This is a genomic window from Pseudorhodoplanes sp. (assembly GCF_050250235.1).
Classification (GTDB): domain Bacteria; phylum Pseudomonadota; class Alphaproteobacteria; order Rhizobiales; family Xanthobacteraceae; genus Pseudorhodoplanes.
Genome location: NZ_JBFWPA010000002.1, coordinates 22,505 through 44,666, shown reverse-complemented (window position 1 = coordinate 44,666; position 22,162 = coordinate 22,505). Strand labels below are relative to the sequence as shown.

The 22,162-nt window shown below is 64.9% G+C and carries 16 protein-coding genes; 3 read left to right on the top strand and 13 right to left on the bottom strand.

Going from position 1 to position 22,162, the window contains the following annotated elements:
• Positions 1-18: 18 nt before the first annotated feature.
• From AB7F49_RS01415 to AB7F49_RS01380, 8 genes are all read right to left on the bottom strand, one after another.
• Positions 19-1,008 (bottom strand): tripartite tricarboxylate transporter substrate-binding protein, encoded by a 990-nt coding sequence (locus tag AB7F49_RS01415; protein WP_428519549.1) that lies wholly within the window; start codon positions 1,006-1,008, stop codon positions 19-21.
• A gap of 34 nt (positions 1,009-1,042) precedes the next feature.
• Positions 1,043-1,888: an MBL fold metallo-hydrolase gene (locus AB7F49_RS01410; protein WP_428519547.1), complete on the bottom strand. Its 846-nt coding sequence runs from the start codon at positions 1,886-1,888 to the stop codon at positions 1,043-1,045.
• On the bottom strand, positions 1,888-2,913 hold the full coding sequence (locus AB7F49_RS01405; RefSeq protein WP_428519545.1) for a xanthine dehydrogenase family protein molybdopterin-binding subunit: 1,026 nt from the start codon (positions 2,911-2,913) through the stop codon (positions 1,888-1,890). The genes AB7F49_RS01410 and AB7F49_RS01405 overlap by 1 nt, the downstream gene beginning before the upstream one ends.
• Positions 2,913-4,790, bottom strand: coding sequence for a molybdopterin-dependent oxidoreductase (locus AB7F49_RS01400; protein WP_428519543.1), 1,878 nt, complete (start codon positions 4,788-4,790; stop codon positions 2,913-2,915). The genes AB7F49_RS01405 and AB7F49_RS01400 overlap by 1 nt, the downstream gene beginning before the upstream one ends.
• A complete protein-coding gene (locus AB7F49_RS01395) occupies positions 4,783-5,703 on the bottom strand; it encodes an FAD binding domain-containing protein (RefSeq protein WP_428519541.1) in 921 nt (306 codons plus the stop codon). The genes AB7F49_RS01400 and AB7F49_RS01395 overlap by 8 nt, the downstream gene beginning before the upstream one ends.
• 182 nt (positions 5,704-5,885) lie before the next feature.
• On the bottom strand, positions 5,886-7,052 hold the full coding sequence (locus AB7F49_RS01390; protein ID WP_428519539.1) for a zinc-dependent alcohol dehydrogenase: 1,167 nt from the start codon (positions 7,050-7,052) through the stop codon (positions 5,886-5,888).
• A gap of 38 nt (positions 7,053-7,090) precedes the next feature.
• Positions 7,091-7,969 (bottom strand): IclR family transcriptional regulator, encoded by an 879-nt coding sequence (locus tag AB7F49_RS01385; protein WP_428519537.1) that lies wholly within the window; start codon positions 7,967-7,969, stop codon positions 7,091-7,093.
• 114 nt (positions 7,970-8,083) lie between these two features.
• Positions 8,084-9,007, bottom strand: a complete 924-nt coding sequence (locus AB7F49_RS01380) for a TRAP transporter substrate-binding protein (RefSeq protein WP_428519535.1) — start codon at positions 9,005-9,007, stop codon at positions 8,084-8,086.
• 50 nt (positions 9,008-9,057) lie between these two features.
• On the opposite strand from AB7F49_RS01380, the gene AB7F49_RS01375 reads away from it, so the two are divergent.
• Entirely contained in the window at positions 9,058-9,909 is an 852-nt protein-coding gene (locus AB7F49_RS01375; protein ID WP_428519533.1) for a shikimate dehydrogenase, read from the top strand.
• Positions 9,910-10,063: 154 nt separating this feature from the next.
• Positions 10,064-10,810 (top strand): maleate cis-trans isomerase family protein, encoded by a 747-nt coding sequence (locus AB7F49_RS01370; protein ID WP_428519531.1) that lies wholly within the window; start codon positions 10,064-10,066, stop codon positions 10,808-10,810.
• A gap of 36 nt (positions 10,811-10,846) precedes the next feature.
• Here AB7F49_RS01370 and AB7F49_RS01365 read toward each other — a convergent pair whose 3' ends face one another.
• The 3 genes from AB7F49_RS01365 to AB7F49_RS01355 form a co-directional block, all read right to left on the bottom strand.
• A complete protein-coding gene (locus AB7F49_RS01365) occupies positions 10,847-13,978 on the bottom strand; it encodes an efflux RND transporter permease subunit (RefSeq protein WP_428519529.1) in 3,132 nt (1,043 codons plus the stop codon).
• A gap of 67 nt (positions 13,979-14,045) precedes the next feature.
• Positions 14,046-15,137, bottom strand: coding sequence for an efflux RND transporter periplasmic adaptor subunit (locus AB7F49_RS01360; RefSeq protein ID WP_428519527.1), 1,092 nt, complete (start codon positions 15,135-15,137; stop codon positions 14,046-14,048).
• Complete coding sequence (locus tag AB7F49_RS01355; protein ID WP_428519525.1) at positions 15,134-15,787, bottom strand: TetR/AcrR family transcriptional regulator; 654 nt, start codon at positions 15,785-15,787, stop codon at positions 15,134-15,136. Before AB7F49_RS01355 ends, AB7F49_RS01360 begins: the two co-directional genes overlap by 4 nt.
• A 326-nt stretch (positions 15,788-16,113) precedes the next feature.
• Between AB7F49_RS01355 and AB7F49_RS01350 the strand changes: the two genes are divergently transcribed.
• Entirely contained in the window at positions 16,114-18,138 is a 2,025-nt protein-coding gene (locus AB7F49_RS01350) for a DUF4139 domain-containing protein (RefSeq protein ID WP_428519523.1), read from the top strand.
• Between the two features lie 159 nt (positions 18,139-18,297).
• Here AB7F49_RS01350 and xdhB read toward each other — a convergent pair whose 3' ends face one another.
• Both xdhB and xdhA read right to left on the bottom strand, forming a co-directional pair.
• Positions 18,298-20,619: a xanthine dehydrogenase molybdopterin binding subunit gene (gene xdhB / locus AB7F49_RS01345; protein WP_428519521.1), complete on the bottom strand. Its 2,322-nt coding sequence runs from the start codon at positions 20,617-20,619 to the stop codon at positions 18,298-18,300.
• Positions 20,616-22,028, bottom strand: coding sequence for a xanthine dehydrogenase small subunit (gene xdhA, locus AB7F49_RS01340; RefSeq protein WP_428519519.1), 1,413 nt, complete (start codon positions 22,026-22,028; stop codon positions 20,616-20,618). The genes xdhB and xdhA overlap by 4 nt, the downstream gene beginning before the upstream one ends.
• Positions 22,029-22,162 lie beyond the last annotated feature (134 nt).

Genomic DNA, 22,162 nt, shown 5'->3' with positions numbered 1-22,162 from the left:
TCCTCGCCAGAGGCGACGTTAGTTGCTCTTCGGCTGCGGCGCGGCGGCCTTCAGGATCGGCTTCCAGCGCACGATTTCATCCTTCACCAGCCTGTCGAACTTCGCCGGATTTCGCTCGGCTTTTGCCGGGATGGATCCGCCGAGATCGGTCAGCCGCTTGATCACGGTCGGATCGTCGAGCGCCTTGTCGAGTGCCGCGGCGAGCTTGTCGATCGCCTCTTTCGGGGTGCCCTTCGGCGCGAAAATGCCGGACCAGATGTTCATCTCGTAGTTCACGCCGCCGTCCCTCGCCGGCGGCACCTGCGGCAGCGCCTCGATCTTGCCGGCGGTCGACACGCCGAGCGCTTTCACCTTGCCGGAGCGGACCTGCCCCGCAACGCTTACCGACTGCTCGCAAAGGAAATCGACATGACCCCCGATCAGATCGTTCATTGCGGGACCGGTGCCCTTGTAGGCCACGAGCGTCGGCTTCAGGCCGGCCTCCGTCGTGAACAGCAGGCAGGCCATGTGCGACGACGAGCCGACGCCGCCATGCGCCTGCTTCACCTTGTCGCCGTTCGCCTTCACATAGGACACGAATTCCTTGAGGTTCTTCGCGGGAAAATCCCCGCGCGTCACGATCACCGCAGGTGCATCGGCGGTAATGCCGATCGGGGCAAAGTCGCGCTCGGAATCGTAGCGGACATTCGGGGTCAGAACGGGGGCCGCGACATGCGAGCCCATCGATCCGGCCAGCAGCGTATAGCCGTCCGCATCGGCCGTGGCGACGCGGCCCGAACCGAGCGTACCGCCGGCGCCGCCGACATTCTCGATCACCATCGACTGGCCGAGATGCTTCGACATGCCGTCGGTGACGATCCGTGCGACCACATCGCTCGGACCGCCCGCCGGGAACGGCACCACCACCGTGATCGGCCGCGACGGATAATTCTGCGCGTGCGCCAGCGCCGGCAGCAGCAACGCTGCCGCGAGAGTGAGCGTCGCAACGGAGGTTCGTCGTGCAGTCATTGTTCTCCCCTTCATCGTTATGGTGCAGTCCCTGTCAGACCTTGAGGCTTCCACCGACGGCACCGTTACCGATCATCCGATCGAGAAGCTCGCCGTCATGCGTGACCAAAATGTGGAGTTGCGGCTCATCGCTCGTCAGCCGATTGAGCCAGCGCAGTTGCGCCATCACCGCCGTCACATCCTCCTTTACCCACGGCGCGGCTTTTCCTTTCACATGACGAATGTTCGCCTCGTTCCAGGCGGCGTCGATCGAATGCAGGTATTCCCGCCCGCTTTGCAGGCGGAGGTAAATCATCTGCATGTCGGGCGAATGGCCGGGCGCCTTGATCAGCACCATGCCGGGCGCGACCGGATAATAGCGCCCGTAGCTGATGCAGATGAAATGCTCGGCGCGGCGCTCCGGCAATTTCAGATGCGGGCGATGCGGCTGGTTCATCATCAGCGACAACGTCTCGGCGGTGGCGATCGTCTTCGTTGCGAGCGCGTCGGAATCCTCCGCCGTCACGATGCCGCCGACATGGTCGGCGTGATAATGCGTCAGCACGATCATGCGCGCGGCGCGGAGCGCCCGCATCACCTGCGCGAAAGCGTCGCTGTCGTAGGGCTCGCCCTCGCCGAAGGAATCATGGGTGGCCTTGTCCATCCCGGCATCGATCATCACGGTGCCGTCCGGATAGACCACCTGATACGCCGTACGCGGCATGGTCACCGGCGTCTCGTCGCCGCCTTCGATCACGAATTTCCGCGGACGGATCGAGGCCGCAAACTTCACCGCATTCAAGGCAACCGGCAAAGGACCTGGCACCACGGCCGCCAGCGCCCGGATCGCCGCGAGATCGGCGTCGAAGACCTGCGCTGCGGATACGGGCCGGTCGAGCATTACTCCGCCGCCTCCACGTGAAGGCGCCGCTCGCGGTCCATGCGCTCCTTGTCGCGGATTGCCATCCGGACTTTTTCCGGCGTCGCCGGCAGCGACGTGATGCGCACGCCGACCGCGTCGTAGATTGCGTTCATGATGGCCGGGATGGTCGGCACCATGGCCGGCTCGCCGATGCCCTTCACGCCGAGCGGGCCGATCGGATCGGGGTCCTCGACGATGATCGAGGTGACATGGGGCACATCGAGCGAGGTCGGCAGGATGTATTTCGCAAAGCCCGGCGTGGTGGTGTGGCCGTTCTCCAGCCGGTAATCCTCCATCAGCGCCTGGCCGAGCGCCTGCACGATGCCGCCCTCGATCTGGCCTTCCACGCCTTTCGGATTGACCGCGCGTCCGACGTCGTGCGCGGCCCAGATGCCGAGCACCTGCACCTCGCCGGTTATCGTATCGACCTCCACCTCCGCGACCTGACAGCCGAACACATAGGCCTGCCACGGGCGGCCGGCGCCATCCACCGGATGCAGGCCGGTGGTGTCGGTGCCAAAGCTCGCGGAGCCAAGCGGCACCACGCCGCGGCTTTTTGCGAGATGCACCGCCTTGTCCATACTGGTGCGATGGTTGGTGCCCTCGGCCCAGATCTCGCCGGACGCAGCCTCGATGGTTTCGGGCGGCACGCCCCATTCATTCGCCATGACCTGAGCGAGCCTGCCGAAGGCTTCACGCGAGGCGAGCGCGACCACGTTGCCGATCATGTAGGTCTGGCGGGTAGCGCCGGCATGCGCCGCTTCCGGCGAACGTGCGGTGTCGTTGTCGCCAATCGTGACATCCTCCGGACGCACGCCGAGTTCTTCCGCCGCGATCTGCGCCAGCACGGTGAGGATGCCCTCGCCGATCTCGGTGACGCCGGTGACGACTTTCGCCGATCCGCCATCGTCGATCTCGACCCAGGCGCCGGCACGATCGACCGTCGCGGTGCGGGCGATCCCGTACCAGCAGCCGGCCATGCCGCGTCCGCGCCTGCGTGCCATTATTCAGCCGCCTCCAGCTTGCCGTCCGTGGTGAACCGCGCGCCGAGACTGCACGGCTCTCGCACGCCGTTGCCTGCGAGATCGGAGCGCGTCTCCCCGCGCGAGGCCGGCGCACCCTTTTCCCAGCGCGAACCGCGTTCGGCGGCTTCCAGCACGCGCAGATAGCTCACCGATTTCAGCCGCTGTTTCGTATGCGTCTCCGCGCCATCGCGCATCGCATTGATGCGGCGGATCTCGAACGGATCGAGCCCGAGACGCTCCGCGCAAATATCGAGATGGGACTCGGTCGCGAATTGCGTCTGCAGCGCACCGAAGGAGCGGAAGGCGCCGGACGGCGTGTTGTTGGTGTAGATGCCGTAAGTATCGACCTGCAGGTTCGGAATTGCATAAGGACCTGCGCCGAGGATCGCCGCCTTGCGCATTACGCCTTCGGTCGACAGACCGTAGGCGCCGCCGTCGCAGATCATCTTCAGCGCCACCGCCTGGATGCGGCCGCCGCGCGTGAGCCCCATGCGCAATGTGGTGCGCGATGGATGACGCTTCGCCGTAGTCGCGATCGATTCCTCGCGGGTGAACACAAGACGCACCGGCCGGCCGGTCTTCATCGCCATCAGGGCCAGCATGCCCTGATAGATCATGTCTTCTTTGCCGCCGAAGCCGCCGCCCACCGGCGACATGATGAAGCGGACCTTGGCGATCGGCTTGTTGATGATCTTCGCCAGCATGTGGCGGTGATGGGTGATGTTCTGGCTCGGCGACACGATGGTCACGACTCCGTCGTGGTCGACATATCCCAGGCCTGCCTCCGGTTCGAGATAGGCATGCTCGATCGCCTGGGTATCGTAATCCTGCTCGACCACGAGGTCGGATTGCGCAAATCCCTTCTCGATATCGCCCTTGCGGATCGGAATATGCTTGGTGACGTTGTCCGGCGCGTAATCATGGATGACCGGCGCACCCGGCTTCATCGCCGCCAGCGCGCCGAAGATCGCTGGCAGCGGCCGGTATGTCACCTTGATCTTCGCGAGCGCAAGCTTTGCGGTGACCACATCTTCTGCCGCAACCGCAGCCACCGCCTCGCCGACATAACGCACCTTGCCGCGCGCCATCACCGGCTGATCGTGCACGAACACGCCAAAGCCGTCCTCGCCCGGAACGTCGTCGCAGGTGATGACACCCCCGACGCCGTCCATGGCCTCCGCTTCAGAAATGTCGATGGACTCGATGACGGCATGTGGGTGCGGCGAGCGCAGCACCTGCAGATGCAGCATGCCGGGCATCGTCATGTCACCGGCATATTTCAGCGCGCCCGAAACCTTGCCCGGCGCATCGAGGCGGCGGACATTGGCGCCGATATATTTGCCGTCCGCGACTTCACTTTCGGCGAGCGCCGTGACGGGAAGCCGGCCGTTCTGGACGTCGCGCGCCAGTTCGACCGCGTCGAAGATTTTCTGGTAGCCGGTGCAGCGGCAGATATTGCCGCCGAGCCGCTCCTTGATCTCCTCGCGGTCGGCGAACGGATTGACGCGGAGCGCCGCGGTCGCCGCCATCACCATGCCGGGGATGCAATAGCCGCACTGGCTGGCGCCGGTCTTGTGGAAGGCCTTCTGCAGGACCGACAGCTCGCCCTTCTGCGCCAACCCCTCGACGGTGTCGATCTTCGATCCCTGCGCCTTGCCGACGGGCATCAGGCAGGACTTCATCAAGACGCCGTCGACGAATACCGAGCAGGCGCCGCACTCGCCCGCACCGCAGCCGTCCTTGGTGCCGGTGAGATGCATGTCGTCACGCAGGAAATCGAGCAGCCGCTGATGCGGCTCCGCACTGCGCGCGATCTTGCGGCCGTTGATGATCGTCTCGATCCGAATCTCAGGCACAAGCGGCCTCCAGCTCCGGCGTCAGCACATCGGGCTCCGCACCGGCGCGCTGCGCCGCATTGAACAGCCCGCGCAGCATGAAGCCGCGCACCACATCGCGGCGGTAATCCTGCCGCGTTCGCGAACGAACCAGGCTCACCGGCATGTCGGCAGCCTGTTCCAGCCGATTCATGCTCACCGGCCCGGATCTCAGGAAGGCTTCCACGTCGTACAGACGATCCGGGATCGGGCCGATGCCGCCGATGCAGAGCCGAACGTCCTCGAACGTGCGGCCGGAGGCATCGAGCTTCACCATTGCCGCCAGGCAAACGGTCGAAATCACCAGCGAGCGGCGATGCCCGACCTTCTCGAAGCTGCCGCCATAGCCGGGAAGCGCGGCGCACTCGATCGCGACAAGGATTTCGTCGTCGGCGAGGGTGGTCTTGCCGGGACCGGCGATGAAATCCGCGATCGGGATTCTGCGTGCTTCGATGCGCCCGTTGTTGCGGCTCGCCAGTTCAAGCACTGCGTCATGGGCAAACAGCGGTGGCGTCCCGTCGGCTGCGGGCGATGCATTGACAATATTGCCGCCGATGGTTGCGGACTCGCGCAACTGGTCGTCTGCGAACCAGACCGCGCAGCGCGGCATCGCCGGCATCGCGCGGCCGAGCGCGGCATCGTCGAGGAAGCGCTGGATCGGCGTTGCGGCGCCGAGCCGGACCTGCGTGTCGTTGACGCTGCGCTCGCGCAGTTCGGGAATGCGCGCAACGTCGATCAGGACCGGAATATGCACGTCACCGGCGCGGCCCTGGCGCGCCCAGGGCAACAGATCGGTGGCGCCTGCGACCAGGCGATAGCGCCCGCGATGCGCGTCCATGAGGAAGAAGGCCTCATCGAGCGATACCGGCGTCAGATATTGGTCGCAGAGAAGCATGGTTGCCACTTGCTCCGTTCACCCTCTCCCCGTGAGGGAGAGGCTGGCGAGGACCGAAGGTCCGAGCCGGGTGAGGGGTGACGGTGAGGCTGTGACCCCTCACCCGCCTCGCCGCTTACGCGTCTCGGCACCCTCTCCCCCAAGGGGAGAGAGAAGAAAGATCGCCGCTCGCGCGACTTCGACTACTCCGCCGCCACGCGCTGTGCGGCGCCGGCTTTCATCTTCACCACCACCTTGATCGCATCCTCGACTCGATCCTTGGCGTAGCGGATCGCGGTCGGGAGATCCTCCAGCGGGAAGGTGTGGGTGTGGATCTTGGTGGCGTCGAAGCGCTTCTGCTTCATGAAGGCTTCGGCTCGATGGGTCGCGGTCTTGCCCTCGCCGCGGATGCCGTAGATGTAGATGTTGTTGCGCACGATATGCGCGATGTCGACCGGCGCCTCGCCATGCGGGAACGCCGCGAGACAGACCTTGCCGCCGCGATTGACCATCTTCACGGCCTCGTTCATCGCGCTCGGCGCGGCCGAGCATTCGACCACGTAATCGACGCCCTTGCCGCCGTTGAGATCCTTCACCGCCTGCACGACGTCGTTGACCTTGCGGATGTTGACGACGTGATCGGCGCCGAGTTCCTTGCCGATCTGCAGACGGTTGTCGCGGGTACCGGTCAGGATCACGGGCTGCGCACCGAGCGCCTTGGCGACCGCCACACCAAGCAATCCGATCGGGCCGGGACCGGTCACCACCACGCTCTCGCCCGCGACCAGGCCACCAAGTTCAGTGAGCCCGTACATCGCGGTGCCGGCGGTGACGACCAGCGTCGCCTCCTCGTCGGTCATGTCGTCGGGGATCGCAACCAGCGTGTTGATGTGGTTGACCTGGTATTCGCAGAAGCCGCCGTCGGTGGTGAAGCCGTTGGCACGGTGGCCCTTGTCGACGTCGCCGTAGTTCAGGCCGTAATTGTGACACGAGGTGTACATGCCCTCGCGGCAGCGCTTGCACTGGCCGCAACCGGCGTGAATTTCGACCGTGATGCGCTGGCCGATCCTGTATTCGTCGACGCCCGGTCCGAGCGCGACCACGGTGCCCATATATTCGTGGCCCGGGGTGAAGTTCTTGTTGTGCGGCATGCCGCCCTGAATCATCGCGGGCGGGCCGTGATAGATGATCTCGAGATCGGTGGCGCAGATCGCGACCGCGTCGATCCGGACCAGCACCTCGGCCTTCTTCGGTACCGGCACCGCCTTGTCGATCAGCTTGAGCTCGCCGGGATCGCCGAGCACCCAGGCCTTCATCATGTCGGGGACCGGAAAGTCCTTGCTGGTTTTCACGCCCGCCGGTGCGTACATCGCCCAAACTCCATTGCAAAAAGGAAAGCCGCTGAAAATCAGACCGTTGCCGCGATCGGCTTCATCGCACCCGGCTCGCCGAGTTCGGCCGACAGCGCGTTGGTCGCAGCGATGACCTCGCGGCGCATCAGTGCGATATGATCGTCGCTCGCGCGCATCGCCGGGGCCGAAGCGCTGACGGCGCCCACCACCGCGCCGGCATGGTCGCGGATTGCAGAGCCGACGCAGATCACGCCGGGCTGGAACTCTTCGCGATCCATGGCAAAGCCATTGCGCCGGACATGCCGCAATTCCTCGATCAGCGTGTCGAAATCCAAGATCGTCGCGTCGGTGAACCGTTTCAGGCCGTCGGGGAGCATCCGGCGAATCTGATCCTCCGGCAGCCAGGCGATCATCGCCTTGCCGGTGGCGGTCGCATGCGGCGCATCGCTGCGCCCGAGCATGCCGGAATCGACCCGCACCGCGTGACGCGCCTCGCGCTTGACCAGGGTGATGATGTTGTCGGCCTGAAGCACGGCGAGATGCACGCTCTCGCCGGTCACCTGATTGATGTGATCGATATGGGCCTGCGCACGCCGCGGCAGGTCGACCTGCCGCAGGCAGGCGTGACCGAGATACAGCACCCGGGCGCCGAGCGCATAGGACCGCCGGCCCGGGACTTTCGCGACATAGCCCCAGTTCACCAGCGTCGAGAGCAGGTGATGGCAGGTCGAGACATTGAGATGCGTGCGCCGCGACAGGTCGGTGAGAGAAGCCTCACCGCCCGCTTCAGCGAGCCCCTCCAGCAGAGAAAGCGCGCGGTCAACGGATTGTATCGAACCGCGATGCGGCGACTTCGCGCTGCCGTTGGAGGACTTGGCGCTTCCATTCGATGGCATGGAAGCAAGCGGAATCGGGCTGATCGCGGTATCAGACACGGCGTTTCCCTCTGGCAGCTTGTTATTTGTTGCCCACAGAAAACGGCGGGTGGGCAGCAGAGTCAAGGCATTTTCGAGATGGCAAAGTCTGATTTCGCGATATGAAATTTCTTTTCACCTGCCCACCTGCCGCAGCATTTCAGGACCAAAAACTTGGGCCGCTTCCGCCATCATCGGAGCCACCGCGCGTGCGAAACGCTCGTGCTCGGCCGGGGTCAGTTCCTCGATTCGACAGCCCTGCGCCTCGATGGCGCGCCGGGCATCGCGCTCTTCCTCGATCGCCAGGCTGCGCTGGAAAGCGACGGAATCGCGCGCGGCTCGCCGCATCGCGTCCTGCAGGGGCATCGGCCATGAATCGAACTGCGCGCGGCAGATGAAGATCGGCCGCGAAATGTAGAAATGACCGGTCAGCGTATGGAAGGGATGATATTTGTGCGCGCCATAGGTCACGGTGTTGGCGAGCGGGTTTTCCTGCGCGTCGATGGTACCGGCGACAATCCGTTCGAGCGCTTCTGTGAGATCGAGGCGCTGCGGCAGCGCACCCAGCAACGCAAAGGTGCGCTTCTGAATCTCGCTCGGCAGCACGCGAATGGTCATGCCGGCGAGATCGGCGGGACTGCGCACCGGGCGCAGGCGGTTGGAGATATGGCGAAAGCCGTTCTCGAACCAGCCGACGATCCGGTAACCGACCTTGTCCTCGATCGCCTGTGCCAGCCTCGCTCCGAGCGCGCCGTCCATCGCGCCTCGCGCCTGCGCCCTTGTCGCGAACAGGAACGGCAGATCGACAAGGCCAAGCTCCGGCACGCGATCGGTGAGGTAGCTCGACGACTGGTAGCCGAGCGACAGCACGCCGGATTCGACCAGCCAGAGGATGTCCTCGGAGCGGTAGCCCAAATCCAGGATGTTCCAGACATACCTGATGTCGACCTGATCGCCGAATTCCGCGATCAGCCGGTCGCCGATGAACGCCAGCGCCTTGCTGAAGCCGGTCGTGGCCGGACCGTAACCACCCATTCGGATCTGGATCGGTTTGCTCATGACGCCTCGCCTCGACGAAAACCGCGGCGTGAGATACCAGACCGATCATCATGAGTCCTGCCGCATCACCGCAATCCTTCAGACTGGCCGGCGTGATCGGCTGGCCGGTCGCGCAGTCGCGATCGCCGGTCCTGCATGGACACTGGCTTTCACAATACGGAATCAGGGGCGCGTATCTGCCACTGCCGGTGCAGCCGGATCGGCTGCCCGATGCGATCCGCGGCCTGCCTGCGCTCGGGTTTTCCGGCTGCAATGTCACGATTCCACACAAGCCCGGCGTGCTGAAGCTGGTCGACCGGGTCGATCCGGTCGCGGCGCGGATCGGTGCGGTGAACACGGTCGTGGTGCAGGACGACGGCACGCTGTCCGGCTTCAACACCGACGCCTATGGCTTTCTGGCAAGCCTGCGCGATGCGCGGCCGGACTTCCGGGCCGGCACCGGGCCGATCGTGATCCTCGGCGCGGGCGGCGCCGCAAGGGCGGTCGCGGTCGCCCTGCTCGATGACGGGGCGACGGACATCAGGCTGACCAACCGGACCCAGGACCGCGCGCAGGAGCTGGCGCGGATCGATCCGTCCCGCATTCATGTGATCGACTGGGCCCGGCGCCACGATGCGCTCGATGGCGCCGCTCTTGTCGTCAACTCCACAAGCCAGGGCATGGTCGGCTATCCGCCGCTCGACCTGTCGCTGGATGCCCTGCCAGCGACCGCGATGGTGTCGGATATCGTCTACAACCCGCTGGAGACCGAACTGCTCGCCGCTGCGCGCAGGCGCGGAAATGCCGCGGTCGACGGCCTCGGCATGCTGCTGCACCAGGCGGTGCCGGCATTCGAAGCGTTCTATGGCGTACGCCCAAATGTCTCGAAGGCCTTGCGGCAGGCGGTGGCAGCGACGCTGTAGATTTGCCGGCGGCCGCCCTGAAATATCAGGGCATCATCTTGCCGATTTCGATCTTGCCGATTTCGCACCAGGCTGTAGGTCAGGGGCGACATTTCCGCAGCCCACCGGCAAGCCGGGTACCTGCGCGAACGGAAAAGGAAAGGCCAGGGACGGCATGACGGACTCGCTCGGTTACCGCAGGAAATTCGCCGTCGTCGCGCCTTCCACCAACACCAGCGTGCAGCCGGAATTCGACGCCATGCGGCCGCGCGGCGTGACCAATCATTTCGGGCGCGTGCATATTCCCAATGATCCGATCCGCAACGACGATGATTTCAACCAGTTGATGGTGAATATCCGCAGCGAACTGCTTCGCGCGATCGATCGGGTCATGACCTGCGAGCCGGACTACCTCGTCATGGGCATGTCCTCCGAAACCTTCTGGGACGGGCTCGAGGGCTCGATCGCGCTGAAGCAGCGGATCGAGAACCATGCCGGCGTGAAGGTCGCGATGGGCTCGGATGCCTGCCAGGCGGCCTTGCGCCGCTATCCGGGTGTCAAGCGGCTGGGCGTGATCACGCCCTATATGCCGGTCGGCGACGATCAGGTGCGGCGCTTTCTCTGCGATTGCGGGTTCGAGGTGGTGCGCCTGAAGGGCCTGAAATGCGCAAGCCCGGTCGCAATCGCGCATGTCTCGGAGCGGCAATTGCGCGACGCGATCGTCGAGGTCGACGGCGACGATGTGGACGCCGTGCTCCAGGTCGGCACCAATCTCGCGATGGCGCGGCTCGCCGCCATTGCGGAATTCTGGCTCGACAAGCCGGTGCTTGCGATCAACACGGCAACCTATTGGTGGGCGCTGCGGCAGAACGGGATCGAGGACCGGATGGACGGGTTCGGGTCGCTGCTGGCGGAGCATTGAACTTCGGCGCGCGCGCCGGAGTGACGATGGAAGCTCTCAGGCTGCACTTGCGGTCTTCATCTTCCGCCGTCCCCACCACGACCGCAGCTTCGCCACCTTGCTCACCCGCCACGATGCGCCATTGGCAATGAGCATCAGCGCCGCAGGCGTCACGATCAGCGTCAGGATGGTCGCAAAGCCGAGCCCGAACACGATCGCGGTGGACAGCGAAATCCACCATTGCGTCGCCGGGGCGCCGATCGTCACCTCGCGCAGGATGAAGTCGAGATTGACGCCAAAGGCGATCGGCAGCACGCCGAGGATGGCGGTGATTGCCGTCAGCACCACCGGGCGGGCGCGCTCGCGGCAGGTTTCGAGAATCGCCTCATAGGCCGCCATGCCCTCTCGCCGCAGCCGGTCATAGGTGTCGATCAGCACGATGTTGTTGTTCACGATCACGCCGGCATTGGCGATGATGCCGATGCCCGTCATCACCACGCCGAACGGCTGGCCCATCACCATCAACCCGATCAGAACGCCGATGGTCGAGAGGATCACCGCACTCAGCACGAGGAGGACCGAGGTCAGGCGATTGAACTGCGCGAGCAGGATCGCGAAGATCAGGAAGATCGCCGTGCCGAATGCCTTCATCAGGAAGGCGCCGGCTTTCTCGCGCTCCTCGTCCTCGCCCTTGAGCCGGAACGTAACGCCCGGCCCGAGATCGGTCTTGGCGAGTTCGGCCGCAATCTCCTGCTGCACCCTGGCGCTCTGCACGCCTTCCGCGACGTTGGACGAGACCGTGATCACGCGGTTGCCGCCGACGCGGTTGATATAGCCCACGCGCTGCGCCGGCACCCGCTTCACGAAGTTGCCGATCGGAACCTGTCCGGATGGCGTCTGCACCCGCAATTCGTCGATCTGGTCGAGGCTACGCCGGTCGTTCGGGAAGCGGACCAGGATATCGACCGCCTTGTCGCTCTCCGAGGGACGATATTCGGTGACCTTCACACCATTGGTGACGAGTTGCACCGCGGTGCCGACCGTGTTCGGGCTCGCCGTGTATTTTGCCGCCTCGGCCTTGTCGACATCGATCTTCCAGTCAATGCCGGGCAGCGGCAACCCATCGTCGAGATCGCGCACGTCGCTCCGCTGTGCGAGAATTCCGGCCACCTTCTTCGCTACGCCCGGCAGCACCTCCGGATTGAGCGCCCCGATCTGCACCTGAACCGGTTTTCCGGTCGGCGGCCCCGCGCGCGGCGCGGTTACCTCCACGAGGATCCCGGGAATGTCCGCGGTCTTTGCCCGGATCGCGTCCATGATCTTGTTCGCCGGATCGCGCCGCTGCCAGTTGCCGAATTCGAACTGGATCACCCCGATGGTGTCCTCGCTGATCTCGCTCATGCCGCGGGGCTGCTCACCGACCCGCGTGTAGACCGTGGTCAGGCCGTCGAATTCCATGACGCGCCTTTCGACCTCGCCGAGAATGCGATTCTTCTCATCGAGCGAAATATTGCCGCGCGCATGCACGATCACCTGGCCGTAATCGGGTTCGACGCTCGGGAAAAATTCGACGCCCTTGCCGACCTTGCCATAGACCACGATCACCACAACGAGCAGCGCGAAGGCAGCCGCGAGCGTTCCGCCCGGATAGCGCAACGCGAACTTCACGGTGCGCATGTAGGGGCCGCGATCGGAGACGCGTTCGTCATGCGGTATCGGAGACGCCTTGCCAAGAAGCGCGCCGAGCGTCGGCGTGAAGAACAGCGCGACCGCCAGAGATGCGGAGAGTGTCGCAATCAGCGTGATCGGCATGTATTTCATGAATTCGCCGACCACACCGGGCCAGAACAGGAGTGGCGAGAACGCCGCCACGCGGGTCGCGGTCGCCGCGATCACCGGACCTGACATCCGCTTGGCTGCCAGCGAATAGGCCTCCTTCGGCGGCATGCCCTCCGACATGCGGCGCTCGGCAAATTCCGAGACGATCAAGGCGTCGTCGACCAGCATGCCGACCGCAAGGATCAGGGAGAACAGCACCACGATGTTGATCGTCAGCCCGGCAAGCTGCAGTCCGAGCACGCCGGCCAGGAATGATGCCGGGATCGCGATGCCGATGAACAGGGAGGCGCGGAAGCCCAGCGCGAACAGGATAATGACGGCGACCAGCAGCGTTGCCGTTGCGACCGAATTCTGAAGGTCCGCCAGCATCTGCCGGATCACCTTCGACTTGTCCTGCGTGAAGGTGACGTCGACCGACCCCGGCCAGGTCGCCTTCATCTTCTCGACCGCCGCCTTGACGCCGTCGACGGTCTCGATCAGGTTCGCGCCGGTGCGTTTGGAGACCTCGATGGTCATCGCGGAGCGGCCATTGACGCGGGTGATCGACGTCGCATCCTTGAAGGTCGGCTTGACCTGCGCGACATCGCCGACGGTCACCACCGCACCGGATGTCGCGGCTACCGGCACTTTCAGAACATCCTGCGGCTTTTCGATCAGGCCCGGCACCTTCACCGCAAAACGTCCGGTTCCGCCTTCCAGCGCGCCCGCCGCGACCAGGCTGTTGGAGGCGTTGACCGTCGAAATCAGCTGGTCAAGCGAGACGCCATAGCTTTTCAGGAGCATCGGCTCGACGATGATCTCCACCGCCTCGTCGCGCGAACCGCGCAGTTCTGCAGACAGCACACCCGGAACCTGCTCGATCAGGTTCTTGGCGTTGCGCGCGATCCGCAGCATCGAGCGCTCGGGCATGTCGCCGGACAGCGCCACAACCAGCACCGGATAGAGCGAGAGATTGACCTCGGTCACCACCGGCTCGTCGGCGTCGCGCGGCAGATCGCGCTTGGCCTGGTCGACCTTTGCGCGCACATCGGCCAGCGCCGCCTTGGAATCGAAGCCGGCTTCGAATTCGAGCAGCACATAGCCGCCGCCTTCATAGGCCGTCGAACGCATTTCCTTGACGTGTCCGACCGACTTCAGCTGGGTCTCGACCGGACGCAGCAGCAGGCGCTCGGAATCCTCCGGCGAAATGCCGCGCTGGGTGAGCTGCGTATAGATGATGGGAATCTTTACGTCGGGCTCCGCCTCTTTCGGGATGGTGCGATAGGATACGAAGCCCGCCACCAGCAGGAAGATCAGGGTCGCGATCGTCAGCCGCGAATGACCGATGGCGTAATCGATGAGCCTGAACATTCAGTCCGTTCCCAACAACCTTCGCGCAACGCGCGATTTCCTCTCGCCGCTTGCGGGGGAGGAAAAACTAACGTGCCGATCCCACCGCCACTTCGGCGGGCACCGCGACCACCTGCTGGCCTTCGCGCACGAAATCCTGTCCCTGCACGATCACGCGCGCGCCGTCCGGAATGCCGGCCACCCACATGTGATTCTGGTCGTCCTCCACCACGCTGATCGGGACGAAATCCACCTTGGTGTCGCCTTTGACGATGCGCACACCGAGATCACCGGATGAAGAGAAGGTCAGCGCCGAGCGCGGCACCCGCGCCGCCGGCACCGGCGCCATCGGTATCGACACCTCGGCGGTGATGCCATCGGGGATCGCGCCGTCCGCGTTCTTCAGCTCAACCTCGACGCGATAGGTCCGCGTGGTCTGGCTTGCGATCTTGGCGATGTAGCGCACGCGCCCCATTGCTTTCTGACCGTTGACGAGCCGCACCTCCGCCTCGTCGCCGATCTTCAGCCCGCCGAGACGGCGTTCCGACACCTCGACCACCGCCAGCATCGGATCAAGAGCCACCATCTGGGCAACAGGCGCGCCCGCCATGGCGAATGCCGCTCCGCCGACCTCGGCGTTGTCGGTAATGATGCCGTCCCACGGCGCACGGAGCACACCACGATCGCGTTCCGCCGTTGCCGCGGCCAGGCCCGCTTCGGCGGATTTGAACTGTGCTTCCAGATTGACCGCCTCAAGCTTCGGCAGCGAGCCCTGCTCGATCAGCTTGCGGCGCGCTTCAAATTCGGCCTTGCGCTGGTTGAAGATTGCGGTCGCCTGCGCAACCTGCGCCTCGCGCGCGTCGTCGGACAGAACGGCGATGATATCGCCCTTTTTTACATGCTGGCCGCGCCGCACGCGCATCTCGGTCAGTACGCCGCCGGTGCGCGCTGTGATGGTCACCTTCTTGTCGGCCTCGGTGCGGCCGGACATCGTCAGCTTGCGCGCATGCGGTGCGACGCGGGTTTCCGCGACGGCGACGCGAAACGGCTTCGCGCCGCCCGCTTCGGCACGGATCGCCGCTCGGCTTTCGGCGGATTCATGCGGCACCAGATGCCCCGATGCGACCCATGCGACCGCGCCGGCAACGAGGCCGACCGCAACTATCCGGCTCGCTTTCATTGTCTCTCTCCCGCCGCGCTCGCACTGACCCAGTCGGCCTCCGCTTTCCGGCCTGCGCCGCGATCGAGCAGCATGTATTTCGTGACGTCGAAGAACATCGGCAGCACCGCCTCGGCGTCGAAATTCGGATCGACCGCGCGTCGCCACCAGACTCCGTCGGCGATGATCATCAGCATCTCGACCACCGTGCCGATATCGGCATCGCGCGCGATGTCGCCGCGGGCCTGCGCGCTCTGCAGCATGGTGATCAGCCGCTCTTTCACATCGGCGTCGAACTCGTTCATGATCCTGGAGATGGTCGGATTGCGACGGCTCTCCGACATGATTTCCGCGCACAGCCCGACCTCCTCTGCGGTGCGCTCGACGAAATGATGCCGTGCGAGCGCCGCAAAGGTCGAGAAGAAGTCGGCGGAAAACTGCGCACTCGCGAGTTGCGCGGCCACCTCGGCGCGGTCGCGCTCGGTGATGCCGGCGATGATCGCTTCCTTCGACGGAAAATAGCGGTAGACGTTGCCAGGGCTCATCCCGGCTTCGGCGCAGATTTGCTGCATCGAGGTCTGGTGGAAACCCATGCGGGCAAAACATCGCCGCGCCGCGTCGAGGATTTCCGAGCGGCGGTCGGAGCGCAATTGGGCATTGGCCTGACGCAAGGAAGCTCTCCGAGCTATTGTGCGACGCAGCATAAAACGAATGAATGTTCGCTCTGATATTCAGATGAAACTGGGCAAGTCAATGGCGATCGCGGAGAACAGCGCCGAAAGTTTGTGATCCGAGACCCCAAGAAAACCGATCGGTACCGGATCCTCGGCCATTGGCCGAGCGAAAGCCGTCCGCTGGACCACCGGGGACCGGCGGTCTGTTCCTCATCCCGGCCTGAATTGGGACACAGGCTCGTCATCCCGATGTCCCGCCGTTTCGTCTACCATCCGACTTGGCGCGACCAGATCAATCCCACGGGGACGCGGAGATCCATTCCATGACTCGCTCAGCACTTGGAGCGGCAATTCTGGCCGCCGCGTCGGCATGCTCCGCCGGCGCCGCGGAGCTGCCGCTCAAACAGGTGGTTCTGTCGAATTCCGGGCTTGCCCAGTTCACGCATGCCGGGCCGGTGACCGGCGATTCCGTGATCGAGCTGGTGGTCCGGCTGGACCAGGTCGACGACATTCTCAAGAGCCTGACCGTGTTTGACCGCGCCGGCGCGGTCGGCACCGTCAGCCTGCCGGGCAAGACGCCCCTGCCCGAATTGTTCCGAGACCTTCCATTCGGGCCCGAGGCGCTGAATTCGTCGCCCGACCTGCTCAACGCCCTGACCGGCAGCGAGATCGAGATTGCCGGGCCGGTCAACGCCAGGGGTCGCGTATTCCGCGTCGTGCGCGAGCAGGTTTCCCTGCCAAATAATGGCGGCACCACGACGCGGCACCGACTCACGCTGATGACGCCGTCCGGTCTGACCCAGGCGATCCTGGAGGAAGTGACCGAATTGCGGTTCAGCGATCCACAGACGCGCCAGCAGATCGAACGGCTCCTTGCAGGCCTGATCGAAAATCGCGCGAAAGAGCGGCGCACATTGTCGGTCGGATTTCTCGGCGCCGGCAAGCGCGATGTCGCGATCAGCTATGTGGTCGGCGCTCCGGTCTGGAAGACCGCCTACCGGGTCGTGCTGCCGAAGGACGGCAAGACGGCGCGGCTGCAGGGCTGGGCAGTGGTCGAAAACCTGACCGGCGGTGACTGGAAGGATGTCGATCTGACCCTCGTTTCCGGCAACCCGGTCGCCCTGCGGCAGCCGCTCTACACGGCGCTGTTCGCGAACCGGCCGGAAGTCCCGGTCTCGACCGGGACGCGGGTCGTCCCGCGAAAGGATGACGTGCAGGAGCGCGACTCTCCACCCGCCGAGGCCGCCCGCGCCGAAAGGCTCGCGGTCGCATCGCGGACCCGGCAGCTCGCGATCACACCCGGCAGCGCGGCGGCACCTTTGGCCGCTTTCACCCCGCCCCCCGCAGCGAAGGCGGCCAACGCCGCGGCTGCCGAGGAAGCGTCCACGCAGCTCCTCTACCGCTTCCCGGCCAGGCTCTCGCTGGCGACGGGTCACACGATGATGGTGCCGTTCGCCGACCGCGAATTGCCCGTCACCCGCGTCTGGCTGTATCAGCCGGACGTGGTGCCAAACCGGCCGCTCGCCGCCATGCGCATCCGCAACGACGGCGACAGCGCGCTGCCGGCCGGTCTCGTCACCGCCTACGAAGTCACCGGCGACGGCAGAACCAATTTCGTCGGCGACGCCCAGCTGCCGCTATTGCCAAGAGACGCATCGCGGCTCGCGACCTTCGCCGTCGACACCAAGACCGCGATCCGCCGCGATGACAAGGGCGTCGTCAGGAGCACGCTCGGCAAGGCGCTGAACGGCACGCTGACCGTGCAGACCCGTTCGCGGCGCACGATCGACTACGAGGTGACGACACCGCCGGATGAGGATCGCGAGATCGTGGTCGAGGAAGCGCGGATCGCGGGCTGGGTTCCGGCGTCCGGCAGTCCCGGCATCGAGGAAACGCCGACGCGATACCGCCACACCATTTCCGCCCGCAAAGGGACGACCACCAAGGCGAGCTTCGTCACCGAGCGTCTGGACAGCGAGCGGATCGTGCTGACCGAACTTGACACCAGCGACATGCTGGTCAGGATTCGCGGTCTGGAGAACGACAGTCCGGCGCTCAAGGAAACGGTCGCCAGGCTGGCTTCGCTGGTCGAGGAGATGAACCGGGCGAAAGCGCAGCGCAGCGAGCTCGACGGCGAGCGCGAGAAGATCACCAGCGACCAGGAACGTGTTCGCAGCAACCTCCAGGCCGTCGGGCAGGGTTCCGACCTCGGCCGGCGGTATCTCGCAACGCTGAAGACGCAGGAAGACAGGCTCGCCGAGATCGAGAAGCGCGACGCGGCGCTGCAGAAGGAGATCGACGGCAAGGTGAAGGCCGCAGAGGACGCGGTGCGGCAGCTGACGTTGTAGGCGCTTTGTCATTCCGGGACGGGCGTGTGACGCCCGGGCCCGGAATCCAGAACCGCATACACAATCGCTGATCACACAGGATTGCGGGTTCGCGACGGAGCTTGTCATCGGGCCGGCCCAAGCGGGCCGGACCCGCTGGTCGCGCCCCGGAATGACGAATCAGGACGCGGCCCTTGCCCTCATCTCGTCCACCGCTGCGAGCACGCGATCCGGCGTGCTTGGCGCGTCGATCGAAGGCGCCAGCCGGTAATCCGACAGCGACGCAATCGCATCGCGCACCGCGAGCCAGACCGAAAGCGCCAGCATCAGCGGCGGTTCGCCGACCGCCTTGGAGCGGAACACCGTCTCTTCCCGGTTCGGCGCGTTCTGCAAAATGCGGGCGTTGAACACGGGCGGCACGTCGCGGCTGCCGGGGATCTTGTAGGTCGAGGGCCCATGCGTGCGCAGATTGCCTTTTGTGTCCCAGACCAGTTCTTCCGTGGTGAGCCAGCCCATGCCCTGCACGAAGGCGCCTTCGATCTGGCCCAGATCGATCGCCGGATTGAGCGATTCCCCGCAATCCTGCAGAAGCTCGGCGCGCAGCACCCGCATTTCCCCGGTCAGGGTGTCGATGGCAACCTCCGCCGCGGCAACGCCGTACGTGAAGTAATAGAACGGTCGCCCGCTATTGGTGGTGAAGTCCCAGTGGATCTTCGGCGTGCGGTAGAAGCCGGTCGCCGACAGCGACACCCGCTTCTCCCATGACAAGGCCGCGAGTTCGGCAAACGAGATCGAGCGGTTGCCGGCATAGATGCGGTTCGAGGAGAAAACGATCTCGGCCTTGGGGACATTGAACTGCTCGGCCGCGACGTCGGCCATGCGGTCCTTGATCTGCTCGGCGGCGTTCTGCGCCGCCATACCGTTCAGATCGGAGCCTGAGGAGGCGGCAGTCGGCGAGGTATTCGGCACCTTGCCGGTGGTGGTCGCGGTGATCCTGATATTGTCGATGTCGATCTGGAAGGTTTCGGCGACCACCTGCGCGACCTTGACGAACAGCCCCTGCCCCATCTCGGTGCCGCCGTGGTTCAGCGTCACGCTGCCGTCCATGTAGACATGCACCAGCGCGCCGGCCTGATTGAGCGCAGGCCGGTTGAACGAGATGCCGAATTTCACCGGCATGGTGGCGAGGCCCTTCTTCACGATGGGGCTCGTCCGGTTGAAAGCGATCACGCTGTCGCGCCACGCCTTCAGATCGACGCTGGCATCGAGTTCGTCGATCACACGCTGGATGATGTTGTCCTCGACCGTCATGCCGTAGGGCGTGACGTTGTCGCGGCCGTGACCGTAGAAATTGCGCCTGCGCACCTGTTCCAGCGGCTTTCCGAGATGCCGCGCGATCATGTCGACGATGGTCTCGATCGCGAACATGCCCTGCGGTCCGCCATAGCCGCGAAACGCGGTATTCGACACCGTGTTGGTCTTGCAGGCGAGCCCGCGAAAGCGAAGCACCGGCAGCCAGTAGCAATTGTCAGCATGGCAGAGCGCGCGCGTCAGCACCGCCGGCGTATGGTCGGCGACGTGACCGCCGTTGGCCGCAAGCAGAAGGTCGAGGCCGAGGATCGCGCCGTCATCGTCGAAGCCGACCTCGTATCGATAATAGAACGGATGGCGCTTGCCGGTGGCGCGCATGTCGTCGTCGCGCGGCAGTCGCAGCTTGACCGGTTTGCGGGTCTTGACGGCCAGCAGCGCGGCAATCCCGGCGATGATGGTCGGCTGGCTCTCCTTGCCGCCGAAGCCGCCGCCCATGCGCCGCACCTCGACCGTCACCGCATTGAACGGGATGCCAAGCACATGTGCGACGCCATGCTGAACTTCGGTCGGATGCTGCGTCGAGGAATAGACATGAACATCCCGGCTTTCGCCCGGGGTAGCGATGGCGATATGGCCTTCCAGGTAGAAGTGATCCTGCCCGCCGCAGCGGAATTCTCCGGAAAGCCGATGTGGTGCGGACTTCAGCGCAGCATCGATGTCGCCGCGATCCATCTTCTGGACCGGCGCCACATAAAGCTCCTTCGCCACCGCCTGTTCGACCGTGAGCACGGCCGGCAGCACCTCGTATTCGACCTTGACCAGCTTCGCGGCCGCGCGTGCGAGATCGAGTGTCGCCGCGGCGACCGCAGCGACGACCTGCCCCTCATGTTCGACAAGGCCCGCGGCCAGCAGCGGCTCGTCGGTTCGGATCGGCGCGATGTCGTTCTTGCCCGGGATATCGGCGGCCGTGACAGCCGCAACGACGCCCTCGGATGCAAGCGCAGCGGAAAGATCGATCGACCTGATCCGCGCATGCGGATGCGGCGAAAGCACCAGCGCGGTTTCCAGCGTGCCCGGCACGGCCGGAATGTCATCGAGATAGAGCGCCTGGCCATTGGTGTGGCCGGCGGCGCTGTCGTGACGGACCGACGAATGCACGCCGCCACGGATGCGGGAGAGAGGTGCGTTCATAGCTGCCACACTCCGGTTTGCTGACCGCCCGTGGTTTCGATCCGGAGCCGCCGGATCAGATTGGCCGCGGCCTTCAAACGATAGGCATCGGTGCCGCGATGGTCGGTCATCGGCTGGAAATCCTGCGCGATCAATGCGTCGATGTCGCGCAAGCTTTCAGCCGTCCACGGCTTGCCGACGAGCGCAGCCTCGACATGCGTCGCGCGCGCCGTGGTCGCTGCCATGCCGCCATAGGCTGCACGCAGTTCTGCGACCTTGCCGCCGTCCACGCGGAGCCGATAGGCGCCGATCACGGTGGAGATGTCCTGGTCGAAGCGCTTCGACAATTTATAGGTGGTGAAGCTTGTTCCGTCCTTGAGCAGCGGGATTTCAATCGCAGCGATGATTTCGTCCTTCTCCATCGCGGTCTTGCGATAGGAGATGATAAACTCATCCGCCTTCACACTGCGGGCGCCGCGCTTTGAGCGCAGGATGATCGAAGCGTCGAGCGCCATCAGGCAGGGAATGGTGTCTCCGATCGGCGAGGCATTGGCGATGTTGGCGGCGAGCGTGCCGATATTGCGGATCTGGCGTGAACCGATCCGGCGCACCATCGCGGCGAAGGACGGAAAATGCCGGTCGAGGAAAGGCAGCGCCCTGGTATAGGTGACGCCGCCGCCGATGGCGAGCTTCCCGCTGTCTTCCGAGATCGAGCGCAACTCGCGCACCCACTGGGTCGAAATCACGACCGGGAATGCCTCGCGCTCCTTGGAAACACGGATGCCGAGATCGGTGCCGCCGCCAAGCACGAACGCATCGGGGTGTTTGGCTTTCGCCTCCACCAGTTCGTCGACGCTGCGCGGCGCAAGATAGAGCTGCGCACCCTGGCGGTATTCGGACGCGGCCTCGCCGACGCGCTCGGCCAGACCGCAGCCCGGCGGATCGGCGCGCATGGTCCTGCACGCTTCCACGATCGGGCGATAGCCGGTGCAGCGGCAGAGATTGCCCGCCAGCGCCTCGTGGATCGTGCCGTCATCGCGCGCCTCGCCACCCTGCGCGAGCGCGAACATCGCCATCGCAAAGCCGGGCGTGCAGAAGCCGCACTGGGTGGCGTCGGCGTCGACCAGACTCTGTTGCACCGAATGCAGGGTGCCGTCGGGCTGCGCGAGACCCTCGACCGTGATGACCGGCAGACCATCCACCTGCGGCACCAGCACCAGACAGGAATTGACCGCACGATATGCGATGCGCCCGTCATCCTGCGGCAGCCCGATGACCACGGTGCAGGCGCCGCAATCGCCTTCCGCACAGCCCTCCTTGGTGCCGGTCAGGCGCGCATTCAGCCGCAGATAATCCAGCAGCGTCGTCGTCGGGGCGACGTTGTTTTCGGTGCGCCAGCGGCCGTTGAGCTGAAATTGAATGCCTGACATCTGTGCAATTCCTAACCGTTCCTTACGGTTTGGCAATGTCCCATCGCTCTGCCCACCGCTCGCGCGAATTCCATGGCCGTTCGCGCTGCAACTATCGGACCGAAAATTGACGTTGCCAGCCGCCGCCGCTAGTT